The sequence below is a fragment of the Chloroflexia bacterium SDU3-3 genome (genome assembly GCA_009268125.1).
Lineage (GTDB): Bacteria > Chloroflexota > Chloroflexia > Chloroflexales > Roseiflexaceae > SDU3-3.
The window spans coordinates 44,665-61,146 of the sequence record WBOU01000014.1 but is presented as its reverse complement, the minus strand read 5'-3'; the positions used below and the strand labels follow the sequence as shown (position 1 = coordinate 61,146).

The window sequence follows — 16,482 nt, the reverse complement described above, 5'->3', positions numbered from 1 at the left end:
CTTCATCTCCAACACCGCCAACTACACCCCGGCCACCGAGCCGCTCATGACCGCCACCCAGCAGGTCGGCAACCAGCCTGTCCGCTCGGCCAACTTCTACCAGTGGAACAACTACATCGACGAGATCTCTTACAACCAGGCCCTCTACAGCGCCCTGGTCGCCAAGGGCTTCCCGTCCACCATCGGTATGATCGTCGACACCTCCCGCAACGGCTGGGGTGGCGCCGCCCGACCCACCGCCGCCTCGACCTCGAGCGCGCTTGAGACCTTTGTCAACGCCACCAAGATCGACCGCCGCGTCCACCGTGGCAACTGGTGCAACCAGAACGGCGCGGGCATCGGCGCGCGGCCCCAGGCCGCACCCCTCGCCCACTTCGACGCCTTCCTCTGGATCAAGCCTCCGGGCGAGTCCGACGGCGCCAGCCAGGCCATCGACAACAACGAAGGCAAGGGCTTCGACCGCATGTGCGACCCGACCTACACCGGCAACTCGCTCAACGGCAACAACCTCACCAACGCCCTGCCCAACGCCCCGCTCGCCGGCAAGTGGTTCGCCGCCCAGTTCAAGATGCTGGTCGAGAACGCCTACCCTGCCCTGCCATAGCACTAGCTAGGCAAACGTAGCACAAGGGCTGGCTCCCGATGGGAGCCAGCCCTTACTTTTGCCCGCCAGCACCGCCCGAAGCATATACCCCAACGGTGTATCAGACCGCAGATAGCCGATAGACCCACACCAGCGCATCGGCAATTCACTTCCCTTGCCATACTGGCCTCACAGCACGCAAAAGGCTGCGGGGAAATGCCCCGCAGCCTTGGTCCCTACGACACCGCGCGCTAGTTTCGCCGATCCTGCGTATAGCGCTTCACCGCCTGAGCAACCGAGCTGACATCCGCGTTCGCGGCACGCTCTTTCCGCTGAAGAAACTGCTCAAGCGCCACCTGCGGCGTCCGCGCGGTCTGCACCATCTCATCAAGCATAACCCCCATCTGGATCAGCGAGAGCGCGATATCTGCCGATATACCGCTGATCGTCACCTCGCAGCCCAGCAGGCGTAGCGACTGCGCCGTCTTCATCAGCCGATGCACCACCGTGGTGTCCATCATCGACACGCCGGTCACGTCAAGGATGACCAGCTGCACATGGCGCTCATAGGCCATCGCCAGCAGACGCTGCGTGATCTCTTTCGAGCGGCGGGTGTCAATATTGCCGATCAAGGGGGCGATCAGCACGCCATCGGCAATCGTGATCGCCGGGGTCTCCAGCTGCGACACCAGCGCCAGCAGCGTCTCTTGCTCCTCGTTGATCTTGGCCAGCTCATCGCGGCGACCCACCGCAAGCTGCTGCTCGTGCTCGGCCAGCGTGCGCGCCTCCTCCGCATTTTTGGCGTTGATCTCGGCGCGGTGCGCATTCGACTCAGCGATCTTCCACAGCAGGCCGATCGAGAACATCAGCACGGCGTACAGCAGCATCGTGCTCGGATCGGTATAGATACCCGTCCAGTTCGCCCGAAACAGCAGGATGCCGATCATGGTGAAGATGCTGCCGAGCGCCCAGCGCCAGTCGGCCATGATCAGAATGATCACCGGCACAATCTGCACCTGCATGGCAAACCGCTCGGTCAAAAATGGCTCGCTGATTGCGGTGGTGACCGTCAGGGTCATGATCACCGCATTGACGTAGCGCGCTGGATCCCAGCCCTTGTAGTAGGCCACAAACAGCACGACATACAGCACCAACGCCCCAAGCAGCGTTCCCAGCTGGTTTAGGTTGACCGGCCCCAAAAACTGCAGGCCAAACAGCACCACAGTCGCCGCCACCTGCAGACCCAGCATGCCCACCACAGCCTGACGTCTCGTGATCACCATAGGTTCAAACCCTCAGCATGTGCCCACCTGCCGCGAATCGTGCTGAACCGACAACGACCAGGCCGCCTGGACTGCGAGCTGCAGCGCCTGCGTGACCCGATAGGGGCTATAGAGCTCTTTGCCGATCCAGCAATGGGCGAGTGGTTCTGATTCCAGCGTCGTGTGCGCGTCTAGCCAGGCCAGCGCACGCTCACATGCATGATACGATTCGGCGTCAAGCCTCCCACTACGGCCATACATACAAAAGAGCAGCAAAGCGTAAGCGGTTTCTTCTCCATTTGAGCGATCCACCCCCCAGCCGCCATCGGCGTGCTGGTGGCGCAGCAGGTAGCGCACCGCCCGCTGCCGCGCTGGCTCGGGCAGCAGGCCGTCGCTGGCGATCAAGATCCGCGAGGTGGTGTAGATCCAGCTGCGGTTCCACTTATCGCTCAGCCAGTGGCCGTCGGGCTGCTGCTGCGCAAGCAGGTAGGCCAGCAGCGGCTGCACATCCTGGCCGCGCATGTGCAGCGCGTGCAGCGCGTGCGCCGTCACCGAGATCGAGGCGTGCAGCTCGCCGTGGTAGGCGCAGAAGTGATCGCCATCGGCAAAATAGTACAGCGGGTCAAGATCGGGAAAGTGGCCAGCGGCGGCGAGCACGGCGTAAGTGGCAGCGGTATCATCGCCATCGGTACGAAAATGATCGTTGAGGCCGATGCCCTGGGGCCGAATAGCGCTGGCCAGATCGGCGATCTGCCGGGCCGCCGCCTGGGCGATCTGCGGGTGGTCGAGCAGCCCGGCGACGAAAATGCCATAGAGCGCAAAGGCCTGCTCGAAGCGCGGGATGGGCCACACGCCCGGCAGAACGCCCGGTACGCCCACGCCGGTGGCGTGTGAGGTAGCCTGCAGGTAGCGCGCGGCGCGCTGGCGCTGCTCGTGCAGATCGCCCCGCTCGGCGGTGGCAAACAGCCATGCCGCAGTCGCCGCTGGGTTGTGGGCCACGCTGCCGATCGCATCCAGCAGCGAGGCATCGGCGCTGGCAAAATCGCCCCACACCTCCCAGGAGTGCAGGGCGGTCTGCGGGGCATTGCTGCCCATCATGCGCAGCTTGTTGCGCCGCTTGCTGCCATGGGCCGCCAGCACCTGGTAGGGGGCCAGATCTAGTCCAAAGCCGTAGCTGTTCAGCTGCTCAAGCAGCATCGGAATGATCAGCTCCCCGCCCACCGAGATATCGTCGCGCAGCGGCCCCTGCCAGGTGTGCGCATGCCCGCGCAGGAAGGCCACACCGCGCGCCACCGCCTCGGCGTAGCGCTCGCCATGCTCGTGCAGCGCCAGCACGGCGGCCAGGGTTGGGGCGGTGCGCACATGGGGCACCGCCGGGTCGTTCCAGCCGCCATCCGGCTGCTGCTGATCGCACAGCCAGGCCAGCACCGCCTGAGGGTCGCCCAGCGGCCAGAAGCGCAGCGCCTGCGCAGTATCATAGACCGACGGGCTGACAAGCCCGCCATCTCTTGTTAGGTTCTGCACCACGTCTTGAAGATGGGTGATCGTTTGTAGCTCTGGCATACTTCTTCCCTTATGCGACGAACATTCATATGCAGTCATGATGAGAGCGCTCTCATTATGACGATCCAAGCGAGCTAGCAAACAGCGCTATACCATCAGTTAGAACAACATTGTCTCTTGATTATTAGTTAAAAGTGGTAAAATCCTGGGGCAACATAGCCTATCAGCTTTGTTCTATCGACAACTATCTGAGGAGCAGGCCGCTACACCACATGCCCATGGCGCACAAGCCCTACCGCACGCGCAATAAACCCATCGAGCGCGCTCCACTGAGATGATCCGCCAAGCTGTGCATCAAACATGTGCAGTGCGGCATCGCAATCAGCCTGAACAATCCCTCTGGCCGATACCAGATCGAGCACACCGCCCTGCCGCGCAGCCAGCCCCATCAGCACCCCCAGCGCATTTGCCGTGGCGGCAGTGCCCTCGGCCAGCTCGCGATCGTAGGAGTGTAGATCGTTGGCGAGGCTGGTGAAGATCCCGCCCCAGCGGACAAGATTCGCAGTCCGCGCCGTATCAAGCGCCCCTAGCTCACCCTGCAGCAGCGCCGCCAGCGCCGCCAGCGACGGCAGCCCATTCGCGATCACCCGTACATCAAGGTAGTCGAGGTAGCTCTGCGGTGGCGTATGCTCGCGCAGCTGGGCCGATAAAAATACCTCCAGCGCCTGCTGCCAGCGCTCACAGCCTTGCGGCGTGCCCAATGAGCGCACATGCGACCACATGGCTGCAAAAAGCCTATGTTCAGCATCATCTGGGTTGGGCTCCAGCGGGTGCTCCAGCCACCGCCGGAAGCGGGTATCGAGATCAGGGGCAAAGCCATCCACCAGCGCGTCGACCGCATAGACCCACATCGACTGCAGCACCAGCGCAGCTATCGCCTCTGGGCGAACGGTAGGCAGTAACATGGCCATAAGCCGAAGCACTTGAGCTAGGCGTCGCGGCTGATAGCCATATTGCCTCAGCACATCCTGAAGAATGCGATCAACGGCTTCAAGAGCTTCCGACGGTGGAGAATGGAGCGAGGGGAGATTATCAGCCATGGTGCTCTCCTCACCTACATTTGACGGCTTTTAGTAAAATTAAATCCTAACATTACCCTAACAAAGAACTAGATCTAAATGGTTAGAGTCTAGGATTATTCTTGTGTCAAACTGTACGACCGATTGTAGCACAATTACCCCTCTTGTCAATCCACAGATCGGACTAGCAATAGATCCGCCTAAGGGCGAATTATACCGGTCCCAAACCCAGCAAGTGACACGAGAAAGCAGCGCTCTTATGCTATTAAACAATCTAGCGATCAATCTTCATTTTTCGCCGAGTAACCCATGCTAGCTCTCGCTTCAACACGGTACTTTTCATTTATCTCTCATCCATCCTATTCATATCTTTACAGCAATAGCATCATTATGTTCTGATAGCTGCGCGCAAAGATTCTCTACCCCTCAATAGCGCTAGAATACGCATAGATACCGCATTCCAACCTCTTAAAACAATACAAAAAGCAGTGCGCCCTCTCGCTTGAGGAAACGCACTGCTTCTTGTCGAAAAAACCGATCCTACAGCGCTACGATCACGCCCTCGGCAGGGCGCAAGCTGATGGTGCCATCGGTGGCCTCACCCTCGCGATCCAGGTGCGTCGAAAGCAGCACCCGGCCAGCCGCGCCCAGTGGCACCACCTGCGCTTGGTTGCCCAGGTTGAGCGCCACCGCCAGCCGCACGCCATCGGCCTCGCGCACATAGGCCAGCACATCGCCGCTGCCCACCAGCGGCGCATAGCTGCCCACCGACAGGGCCGGGCTCGCCCGCCGCAGCGCGATCAGTCGCCGCACCAGGGTGAGCATGGAGCGCGGGTCGCCCTGCTCGGCGGCCACACTGTGGGCGGCATAGTCGGCGGGCAGAGGCAGCCACGGGGCCACCGCCGAAAAGCCCGCGTTCGGGCTGGCATCCCACTGCATGGGCGAGCGCTCGGGGTCGCGGCTAGTGCCGGGCATGTTGATGCCCTGCGGGTCCTGCACCAGATGCTGCGGGATCTCCACATTGCGCATGCCCAGCTCGTCGCCATAGTACATGGTGGGCGTGCCGCGCAGCGTCAGCAGCAGCATCTGGGCCACCCGCGCCTGGGCATCGCCCACTCGGCTGGCGATGCGCGGCTGATCGTGGTTGCCAAGCACCCAGTTCGGCCAGCCGTGGGCGGGCAGCGCGGCCTCGTAGTCGGCCACCGTACGCCCGATCACCTCTGCATCCCAGGGCAGCTGGATGAGCTGGAAGTTGTAGGGCATGTGGCACCCGCCGCGCGCGCTACCATAGTAGGCCATCAGCCGGTGGATCGGCAGGTAGATCTCGCCCACCAACACCCGCTCGCTATAGCCATCTAGGATGTCGCGGATGTCGCCAACCAGATCGAACACCTCGGGCTGGTCGGATGTGTAGATCTGCAGCTGCGATGCGCTGGATGTCTCCATCCCAGCGGGCACATCCGGGTTGGGCGGGTTGTCGCGGAACTGCGCATCTTTGATCATCAGCCAGATCACATCGACGCGGAAGCCATCCACGCCGCGCTCCATCCAGAACCGCATGGAGTCGTAGATCGCCTGCTTGAGCGCGGGGTTGCGCCAGTTTAGGTCGGGCTGCTTCTTGTGGAACAGATGCAGGTAGTACTGCCCGCTGGCCTCATCGTACTCCCAGGCCGACCCGCCGAAGTAGCTCAGCCAGTTGTTGGGCGCGCTACCATCGGGCTTGGGGTCGCGCCAGATATACCAGTCGCGCTTGGCGCTCGTGCGCGAGGAGCGCGCGTCGAGGAACCAGGGGTGCTCGTCCGAGCTGTGGTTTGGCACAAAATCAAGGATGATCTTCAGGCCGCGCGCATGGGCCTCGGCCAGCAGCCGATCCAGATCGGCCAGCGAGCCAAACAGCGGGTGCACATCGGTGTAGTCGGCCACGTCGTAGCCGAAGTCGGCCATGGGCGAGGGGTAGATCGGCGAGAGCCAGATCGCATCGACCCCCAGCTGCTGCAGGTAGTCGAGCCGTTGGATAATGCCGTTCAGATCGCCCACGCCGTCGCCGTTGCTGTCCTGATAGGATCGCGGGTAGATCTGGTAGATGATGCCTCTTTGCCACCAAAGGTGTGTTTCGTTGCCCATAGCAATCCCTTCCGTATGCTCACAGCCATGCGTCATCGCATCACAAGATCTCGATGCTCATAGTATAGCGCGTTTTTTCAAAATCGTTTCAGAACAACCCACGATCAACCATTGCCCAGCGCAAGCGCGCACACCTTTTGCACAGATACCCCTTGGCAAGTACAATAGCCCCAGTGCGGCATAAAGAAACAACGCTATCGATCGCCCACACCAGAGCCATGGGCTGACGCGCCGCTGCATCACCCGGCAGGAGAAGATGCCACCATGTCCCAACCGAACGATCCCGAACACCAGGCACTCCAGCGCCGCATCCACGAGCTTGAGCAGCAGCTTGCCCACCTTGAGCACGCCCTCCGCGCCGAGCAGACCCACACCGTCGCCCTGCGCACCATCCTGGATGCTATCCCCGCGCCGATTTTCTACAAAGATGCGCAGGGCACCTACCTGGGCTGCAACCGCGCCTTCGAGGACTACCTGGGCAAGGCAAAAAACGAGATCGTGGGCGCTGGGGTCTACGATCTCTCGCCGCCCGATCTGGCCCAGGTCTACCAGAAGGCCGACAACGACCTGATGGAGAGCCGCACCACCCAGCGCTACGAGGCGCTGGTGCGCTACGCCGACGGGTCGAACCACGAGGTGCTGTTCACCAAGTCGGTCTTCTTCAACGAAGATGGCCAGCTGGGCGGCCTGGTGGGCGTGATGCTCGACATCACCGAGCGCAAGAAGGCCGAGCAGGCAATCGAGCAGCAGCGCGAGCAGGCCGAGATCATCCAGGCGCAGGAGATGCTGCTGGAGGAGCTGTCGACCCCGCTCATCCCGATCAGCGATGATGTGGTGATCATGCCGCTGATCGGCAGGCTGGACAGCCGACGAAGCCAGCAGGTGATCAGCACGCTGCTGGAGGGCGTGGGCCAGCACCAGGCGCGGCTGGCGATTATCGACATCACCGGCGTGCTCGTGGTGGACACCCAGGTGGCGCACGCGCTGGTGCAGTCGGCGCAGGCCGTGGGGCTGCTGGGGGCGCGCGTAGTGCTCACTGGCATCCGCCCCGAGGTGGCGCAGACGCTCGTTGGGCTAGGCGTCGATCTGGGCAGCATCATCACCAAGAGCAGCCTGCAGGATGGGATCGGCTATGCGCTCAGCACGGGCGGCTAGCAAAAGCGGGACAACACGCGGGGAAACCAGGGGAGGGCTGTCATGCCAAACCCATGCCAGCAGCGGCAAGAGCGGAAGTACAGCCAGGCCTACCCGGCACTCCATATGCGTACAAAGAGATACAGCAGCCCAAAAAGCGCGATGACGAGCAGCGCGATGTAATGAACAGTCATGCGAGATGGGTCGAACATGCGCCCCCTTTTCTTTCAGCCAGCCCATCCAGCATATGACCTAACCACATCCCGCACAATAGCACCATCCTCCCAATTGCCTGACGATTTGCACAGGTTCAAAAAAGGCGACACGCATGATCACTGCGTATCGCCCAACGCGCTATCGCTCACGCGCAACCCGCCCTACCGAAACCGAGGCCGCGACACCAAAAGCCTGCGCAGCATCACATCGAGCGGCAGCACGCAGAGCGCCAGCAGCACAAGCCAGCGGCTGATCTCCATAGCGCGCGCTGCCCCCTGGCGCGGCGCAAATGCCTGCGCGGGGGCTTCTAGCGCGGCACCGCCGGTGGTAGTGGCCAGCGCGCTGAGCAGCGCGGGGTTGTGCTGGGCCAAGCCATACTCTGCCGAGTAGGGCACCGCCACGCCTGCCGTCGCCGGGGCCAAGGCCCGCCCGCCCTGCTCCGCGCTGATGGTGATCATGTAGGTGCCCTGCTGCGGCAGGGGCTGCGTGGCCTCATAGCGCCCCGGGGAAGACTGGGCCAGCGCCACCTGCTGGCTGCTGCCATCCGGGCCGCTCAGCGTCGCGATGACTGTAGCCGGATCGCCCGCAACGGTCGCGCCGATCTGTAGCGCGCCGCTCTCCACCCGCACATCTGGCGTCACCGCCCCACCCAGCGTCGCGGGGAGAGTCCACCCCACCATCTGCGCCGCAAAGGCGGGAAAGCCAGCCCAGCCCAGCCAGTCCTTGGCCCACTGCCCCTTGGCATCGCTGGTCCACGCCACGGCGCGGCCAAGGCCATACTGCCAGTGGGCCAGCAGCGGCTCATCATTCAGGCCATACAGCGCAACCGTGGCCGTCTGCTTGGGGGTGGTGGCATCATAGCCATAGAGCTGGGGCATGCTCGTGATACCGCTCAGGATCGGACTCTGCGCGCCCAGCTTGGGCACAAAGGGCGTCTCGACCATATAGTTGCCGATCGTCTGGTTGGTCTCACCCACAAACAAGCGCGGGATGTCCTCGGGGTCTGTCGCGGGCAGGTAGCGCCCGCCGCCTGCATCGGCCAGCTGCTGCAGCGCGGGCGAGGAGCCCTGGCCATCGGCCACCACCGAGAGCGTAATCCCCTCGGCGCGCATGCTAGTGGCCACCTGCACCGGATCGATGCCCTCGCCCCAGCCATCAGTCATCAGCACGGCATGCTTGATCTTGGCATCGCTGGCCCGCAGGATGTCTTGGGCCTGCTGCAGCCCGCTGCCGATGTTAGTATCGATACCATCGGGCTGGATCGGCGAGAGGATCTGCAGCACCTTCTCGGCGGTCACGCCGGACTGCGGCTCCATGCGCACCTTGGCCTCACCGTCGAAGGTGACAATCCCAACGCTATCGTTTGGCGAGAGCACCGCAACCGACTGCAGCACCGCATCCTTGCCTATGTCAAGTTTCATCCGGCCCGTCTTAAAGTAGCTGCGGTCGGTATCGGTCTCGCGATTTGGCCCTTTGCAGTGGCAGTTCTGCATGCTGCGCGACTTGTCGAGGATGTAGACAATCGCCACCTTGGGGTGCTCGATCTGGCTGCGCACATCGGTCTCCACCGGCAGCGCATCGGCCAACGGTGTGCCAGCATACCCGCCGATGCCATAGGCCTGATCGCCGCCCACCACCACCAGCCCGCGCCCGAGGTCGCGCACATAGCTGGCGATCTGCTGCTGGCTGCCCGCAGGCAGGGCGCTCGCGGGAACATTCACCAGCACCAGCCCGGCATAGCTTGAGAGACTGGCCAGATCGGCAGGAAAGTGGCTTGGGTCGGCGCGGTCGGTGGCGATACCGCTAGCCGCCAGCGCCGCCTGGATGGGCTTACCCTCATCAAGGCTGCCTTCCACAATCAGCACTTTGGGCGGGCCAGCCAGCTGCACCAGCGCCTCGGCGGCGTTGTTCTTGGGCTGCGTATCCTGCGGCGCAGTCAGCTCGGCGCGCAGCCGCTGGGTGCCCACTGCCCCTGCCGCCACCTCCACGCGGATCACGGTGGTGCCCGCCGCAAGCTGCGCATCCTGCTCAGCCACCACCTGATCGCCATCCAAGATCCGCAGGTGCGCCAGCTGCGCTGCGGTGCTTTCCACCACCACCTGCAGCGGAATACGCTGGCCGGCGCGCGCGGTCGTCGGTGCGGTAACGCCTGCCACCAGCGCCTCGCCCACGCTGGACGCACCCAGATCCACCGTGCTTATCGCCACCCCCCGCGCGCGGGCCAACTGCGATGCCGTCTCAGCATCGCCCTCGTTCTGTCCGCCGTCGGACAGTAGCACTATGCGCTTGTTCATGTCCTCGGGGAACAGCGAAATGCCCATCTCGATCGCCTGGCCGATATTTGTGCGCGCCCCTAGCGGAACCCCACCAAATGGAGCGAGCGCGCTGGCAAGCTCAGCAGGGCGCTCGACCAGCGCGTTCTGGCCAAAGAGCACCACGCCTGCCGCATCATCTGGATGCTTAGCCAGCAGCGCATCGCGCACAAACTGCTCGGCGCGGGCCTGCTGCTCCGGCGTGATCGACTCCGATCGGTCGAGCAAGAAGATGGTCGCAACATCGGACACTGGGCGCTTCAGCTGCATGCCAGCTAGCGCCAGAATCAGCGCCACGAGCGCCGCCGTGCGCAGCCCCAGGCTCGACCAGAATCGCACGCGAGCGAGCCGCTTAGGCAGCTTCCAGGCCAAAAGCCACAGCGGTATCAGTATCACCAGCAGCCACAGCGCGCCCGGCTGCACAAAAGACACCCAGATTGTTGAGGAAAAATCCATACCTCTTGCCACCTACCTTCGCCGAGCGATCTGCAGAAACTTTGTTCGGCAAAATAGATGAAAGGCATTCTATCATGGGTACGCCCTAAGAAACTGGCAGAAAGCTGAGAATACGATGAAAGCGCCCAGACCTTCAAGAAGGCCTGGGCGCTGCCAACATTTCTCGCTGGACAATAGGGTATTACCGCCAGATCATCGGCAGATACAGCTTCCTTGCGCTGACATCGTTATCCGTAATGGTGACGGCAATGCTCCTTGGTGAGACACTGTTATAGAACATATCGGCGCTACTGGTGGTCTGAGAGAGGGTGCCGCTATGGGTGCCCTCCACCACGCTATCGTCCACAGCCCAGATCTTCACGGTCTGCGGTATCGCATAGTTTTGCGGTGTGAAGGTCACCGTCTGCGAACCCGCCGCTGTGCTGTAGCTTGCCCCCACCCGCAGCTGCGAATCAGCCGATACGACGATCGTCACATTTGCCGTAGGCTGGCTGGTCAGCATCAGCGTGTAGCTGCCGCTGCCGCCTTCAGCCACGGTCAGGCCGCTGCTCACGCCGCTGATCTGCACGCCGGCCACGTCATTATCCATGAGAGTCAAGGTCAGCGGGGTGATCGAAAGGCCCTGGTACGCCGGATCCGACGTGGTAATTGTATACGGTATTGTAATGTTTTGTGCTGCCTCCTTGATGGCGTCATTGACCGCCTGAACAGTGACCGTCTGCGGCGTCATATAGTTCGCTGGCGTAAAGGTGATCGACGACGGGGTAACCGTGAACTGGGCGCTTGAGGCAAACGTCAGCGTCACATTCGCCGTCGGGGCCTTCCGAAGGGCTATGGTGAACTGATCATCCGCCCCACCTTCTGACAGCGTCGTCCCAAGGCCACTGATGAGCACCCCTGGCGACACTGAGCCGCCAACCGTAACCGTGATAGTAGAAGGACCGCTCGACTGCCCCGATGGATTCGTCGCAACCACTTGGATAGTATGCGATCCAGGCGCAAGCGGCGTCGTGGGGGTGCAGCTCCAGTTGCCATTGCTGTCGGCAACAGCGGTGCAGAGTGTAACCCCATTCTCGCTCACCGTCACCGTCGCCCCAGGGTCAGCTACGCCACTGAACGTCGGCGTCTCGCTGGTAGTCCCACCGCTCGCAGGGCTTGTAACCACTGGCGTTGTCACAGATGCGGGGTCGATGGTAAACGGAACCTGCACTGAGCTGCTAGTATTACCGGCCGGATCGGTCGTGGTGATAGTAGCAGTATGGCTGCCAGTGGCAAGCGGCACGGTTGATGTGCAGATCCAATTCCCATTGGCATCAGCTACCGCCGTGCAAAGCAGGGTCGTGCCATCGTACACCTCAACTGTGCTCCCCGGCTCAGCCACGCCGGCAAACGTAGGTGTGGTAGAAGGCGTGCTTCCGCCTGCCGCTGGGCTGGTCACCGTCGGCATGGCAGGTGCCACCGTATCAACAATGAGCGTAGCGATGGGCGAGCTGGCACTCGTATTTCCTGCCGTGTCGGTAGCAACAGCGGTCAAGTCATGAGCGCCATCGCTCAGCGGCGTGCTTGGAGCACAGCTCCAGTTGCCCGTTCCGTCCGCCGTGGTAGTGCAGATCTCGGTAGTCCCATCAGAGACCGTCACGCTGCTGCCTGGGTCGGCTGTACCTGCGATGGTCGGACTCGTTGTGCTCGTTACCGTACCAGAAGTCGGGCTTGTAACGCTCGGTATGGACGGGAGGAGTGTATCGACCGTAAACGCTACTGGTGACGAGGAAGGGCCGGTATTACCCGCCGCATCCGCATTAGTAAAGGTCACCGTGTGGCTGCCATCAGCTATCACACTCGATGTGCAGCTCCAGTTTCCGCTCGCATCGACTGACGCAACACAGATGGTCGTGCCGCTCTCCTCAACCACCACCTGCCCACCGATCTCGCCACCAGTACCGCTGAAGGTGACCGTCGGATCGTTGGTCGTGCTTCCATCGGCGGGGCTGTTAGCAGTCGGTGCAAGAAGCGGCGCAGTGGTGTCAACAACAAACGTGCGGCTCGCTGGCGTGCTGGTCGTATTTGCTTGATTTGCGGCAACCACCGTAATAGTATGCGAAGCCTCGGAGAGTGGCGCACTTGGCGTGCAGCTCCAACCGCCACTTGCATCAGCCGTGGTGGCGCAGATGGTTGTGCTACCCTCCTTCACAGTGATCGTAGCATCGGGGTCAGCGCTACCAGCAATAGTCGGCAGCGTGTTAGCGACAGACGCCCCTGATGCCGGTGTCAGGATGCTGGGTGTGCTCACCGCAGACGTGTCGATCGTAAATTGAATGGGAGAGGCCGCGCTAAGGTTACCAGCAGGATCGGTGGCAGTAATCGCCACTGTATGGCCGCCCGCAGACAACGGGCTGCTAGGTATACAGCTCCAGGTTCCATTGCTATCAGCTGTCGCGGTGCAGACCGTGCTACCGCCCTCTTTCACCATCACCGTGCTGCCTGGCTCAGCCGTACCAGCAAACACTGGGCTGGTAGCGTTGATCGTACCGCCATCAGCGGGGCTGCTTACCAGAGGTGCGCTGGGCGCAGAAGTATCTACCGTGAAGCTACGCGGCGAAGATGGTAGGCTGGTATTACCCGCCGCATCGGTCGCTGTTGCAGTAAGCGCATGGCTGCCCTCACCCAGCGCCACGCTCGGCGTGCAGCTCCACACGCCACTCCCGTCGGTGGTGGTGGTGCACACTGTCGTGCTGCCCTCCTTCACCGTCACCGTACTTCCGGCCTCTGCCGTCCCGCTGATTGTCGGCTGATTCGTGCCGCTACTCGCGCCCGCCGCCGGACTACTGATGCTCGGCGCGCTCGGCGTGCTCGTGTCCACCGTGAAGCTCCGGCTGCCTGATGCCGCGCTGGTGTTGCCCGCCGCATCGGTCGCCGTCGCCGTGATCGTGTGGTTACCCTCGCTCAGCGCCACGCTCGGCGTGCAGCTCCACACGCCGCTCCCATCGGCGGTGACGGTACATACCGTCGTACTGCCCTCCTTCACCGTCACCGTGCTTCCGGCCTCCGCCGTCCCGCTGATTGCAGGATATACCGAGCTAGTGCTGCTGTTGGAGGAGGGTGTATCAATAGCTGGTGCGCTAGGAACAGTCGTATCTACCGTGAAGCCACGAGATGGAGAAGCTAGGCTCATATTACCTGCGGGATCTGTGGCTGTGACCGTAATGGTATGAAGAGCTTCGCTCAGAGGACTGCTAGGAACACACATCCACACACCACTTCCATCGGCGGTGGTAGTGCACACCGTCGTGCTGCCCTCCTTCACCGTCACTGTGCTCCCGGGCTCTGCCGTCCCGCCGATCATCGGCAAAGTTGTATTGATACTGCTACCTTCAGCAGGCAAGGTCACAACTGGAATAGGTGGCGCGGTGGTGTCCACCGTGAAGCTCCGGCTGCCTGATGCCGCGCTGGTGTTGCCCGCCGCATCGGTCGCCGTCGCCGTGATCGTGTGGCCACCCTCGCTCAGCGCCACGCTCGGCGTGCAGCTCCACGCGCCGCTCCCATCGGTGGTGGCGGTACACAGCGTCGTGCTACCCTCCTTCACCGTCACCGTGCTCCCGGCCTCCGCCGTCCCGCTGATCGTCGGCTGACCGCCGCTCAGGCTTCCCGCACTTGGGCTGCCGATGTTCGGCGCGCTTGGCGCAGTGGTGTCCACCGTGAAGTTCCGGCTGCCTGATGCCGCGCTGGTGTTGCCCGCCGCATCGGTCGCCGTCGCCGTGATCGTGTGGCCACCCTCGCTCAGCGCCACGCTCGGCGTGCAGCTCCACACGCCGCTCCCATCGGCGGTGGCGGTACACAGCGTCGTGCTGCCCTCCTTTACCGTCACCGTGCTTCCGGCCTCTGCCGTCCCGCTGATCGTCGGCTGGCTGCTGCTGCTACTCACGCCCGCCGCCGGGCTGCCGATGCTCGGCGCGCTCGGCGCGCTCGTGTCCACCGTGAAGCTCCGGCTGCCTGATGCCGCGCTGGTGTTGCCCGCCGCATCGGTCGCCGTCGCCGTGATCGTGTGGCTACCCTCGCTCAGCGCCACGCTCGGCGTGCAGCTCCACACGCCGCTCCCGTTGGTGGTGGCGGTACACAGCGTCGTGCTGCTCTCCTTCACCGTCACCGTACTTCCGGCCTCTGCCGTCCCGCTGATCGTCGGCTGGCTGCTGCTGCTACTCGCGCCCGCACTTGGGCTGCCGATGCTCGGCGCGCTCGGCGCGCTCGTGTCCACCGTGAAGCTCCGACTGCCTGATACGGCGCTGCCTGCCATATTTGTAGCTGTAGCCGTGATCGTGTGGCTACCCTGGCTCAGCGCCACGCTCGGCGTACAGCTCCACAAACCATTGACATCGGAAGTGGTTGTACAGAGGGTTGTGCTGCCTTCCTTCACCGTCACGGTAATACCAGCGGCAGCGCTACCGCTGATTGTCGGCGTGGCGCTGTTGAGCGATGCCCCACTGGCAGGCGTCGTGATTGTCGGCGCAGGAGGAGCCGACTGTACCACAGCATAGTAGACATCTTGGCTCACGAGAGCACCCGCCAGGCTGACAATCGTGATGCGGATCTCATCGAATGACTTGGTGGTCACAAAACCAAGCACACTTTGGCTATTTCCTTGAAACAGGTTGGCGCTAAGCAAACCTGCAGCATTCTGGCTTTCTTGGAAAACGCCATTGTTGTAGGTCGAAATCGTTGTTGCTCCAAGAAGTTGGAGATCCAGGATGCTGGCGCTGCTCACCACAACACCGGCGAAATACCCAGCCGTATAGGTATTTGTACTATCGGCGATAGCCAAAGTACCCGACGACCCCAGACCTACTGTCAAGGAGATGTTAGCAACGTTTGATGTCGAGCTGTCGACTGCATTATTAGGGTTAGAAACGGCGCAGAGCGCACAGATCCCCCCGACAGTACCTGTCGCTGTTACGGAGTAGGTCGGCTGGATGAGCGGGGTCATGACGCCTGCCGTTGGAGTTGCCGCAAACGCGCTGTAAGGAGCGAGCAACCATGATCCCCCAAGGCCCGCTATCATTGCCAAGGCCATAAAGAGGTGCATCAGAGCGCGCATTGATTGTGAGTGATAACCGTTCTTACTGTGTTGCATAGTCGTATCCTTGTTTTTCAAGCGATCCACTACAAATACGGTTCTAACTCCTTATTAAAAGGCTCTTATCCTTCATACAGATAGACATCATAGGCATAGCAGAACAAGCCACTAAAAGCATCTTAGCAGCAACATTCCACATTCTTTTGAGATATACAGCAGCGGTGATCTAGGTCATTCTGAAGAACACACCTCTTTGTTCAATAAGTATATATGGAGTAGATATTATGCTTATTAGATATATCTAAAAATATATAGTTATATAGAGGTAATTATCAAAGGCAGAGAGATAAGAACATCAAACCAGTCTGGCTAATGTATCAGAGCATAACATGTTATATCACATATGTTATCGGAATTCAAGCCACATTGCTTATTCCTTTATAGATTAAACACTTGAAAGGAAATACACCTAAACACAACGTAGTATTTGGGAAAGAATTGCAGAAACCTATGCTCGATCTAACTCGGCAATCAAAGTATAACGACAGTTCTTGGAGCTGGGCCGCTGGTGACGGATCGCGGTTCGTATGGTTGAGACCGAAATGGGAAAGCTCTATCGCTACTTCTCGCTTGGCCTTGTATCGACCAGCGCACAGCTCAGCCTTGATGTGCATTCATCATAGCGCCACTTTTGAAAGGTATTCCTTGCGAAAACATTCAAAATTATAGCAAAAAAGAACACGAT

General features: G+C 61.4%; 7 protein-coding genes. 1 reads left to right on the top strand and 6 read right to left on the bottom strand.

Annotated elements, in window-relative coordinates; all coding sequences use genetic code 11:
- Window positions 1-834: 834 nt before the first annotated feature.
- The 4 genes from F8S13_20285 to F8S13_20270 all read right to left on the bottom strand — a co-directional run bounded on the left by F8S13_20285 (window position 835) and on the right by F8S13_20270 (window position 6,551).
- Entirely contained in the window at window positions 835-1,866 is a 1,032-nt protein-coding gene (locus tag F8S13_20285; protein ID KAB8141146.1) for an STAS domain-containing protein, read from the bottom strand.
- Between the two features lie 12 nt (window positions 1,867-1,878).
- Window positions 1,879-3,447 carry a hypothetical protein gene (locus F8S13_20280; GenBank protein KAB8141145.1) on the bottom strand — a complete coding sequence of 523 codons (1,569 nt, stop codon included), beginning with the start codon at window positions 3,445-3,447 and terminating at the stop codon, window positions 1,879-1,881.
- A gap of 164 nt (window positions 3,448-3,611) precedes the next feature.
- Window positions 3,612-4,448 carry a hypothetical protein gene (locus F8S13_20275; protein KAB8141144.1) on the bottom strand — a complete coding sequence of 279 codons (837 nt, stop codon included), beginning with the start codon at window positions 4,446-4,448 and terminating at the stop codon, window positions 3,612-3,614.
- A 519-nt stretch (window positions 4,449-4,967) separates the two neighbouring features.
- Window positions 4,968-6,551: a DUF3459 domain-containing protein gene (locus F8S13_20270; GenBank protein KAB8141143.1), complete on the bottom strand. Its 1,584-nt coding sequence runs from the start codon at window positions 6,549-6,551 to the stop codon at window positions 4,968-4,970.
- 264 nt (window positions 6,552-6,815) lie between these two features.
- Between F8S13_20270 and F8S13_20265 the strand changes: the two genes are divergently transcribed.
- Window positions 6,816-7,706 (top strand): PAS domain S-box protein, encoded by an 891-nt coding sequence (locus tag F8S13_20265; protein ID KAB8141142.1) that lies wholly within the window; start codon window positions 6,816-6,818, stop codon window positions 7,704-7,706.
- 356 nt (window positions 7,707-8,062) lie between these two features.
- Here F8S13_20265 and F8S13_20260 read toward each other — a convergent pair whose 3' ends face one another.
- Together F8S13_20260 and F8S13_20255 are read right to left on the bottom strand one after the other, a co-directional pair.
- Window positions 8,063-10,669 (bottom strand): VWA domain-containing protein, encoded by a 2,607-nt coding sequence (locus tag F8S13_20260; protein ID KAB8141141.1) that lies wholly within the window; start codon window positions 10,667-10,669, stop codon window positions 8,063-8,065.
- A 181-nt stretch (window positions 10,670-10,850) separates the two neighbouring features.
- Complete coding sequence (locus F8S13_20255) at window positions 10,851-15,794, bottom strand: hypothetical protein (GenBank protein ID KAB8141140.1); 4,944 nt, start codon at window positions 15,792-15,794, stop codon at window positions 10,851-10,853.
- Between the last annotated feature and the right edge of the window lie 688 nt (window positions 15,795-16,482).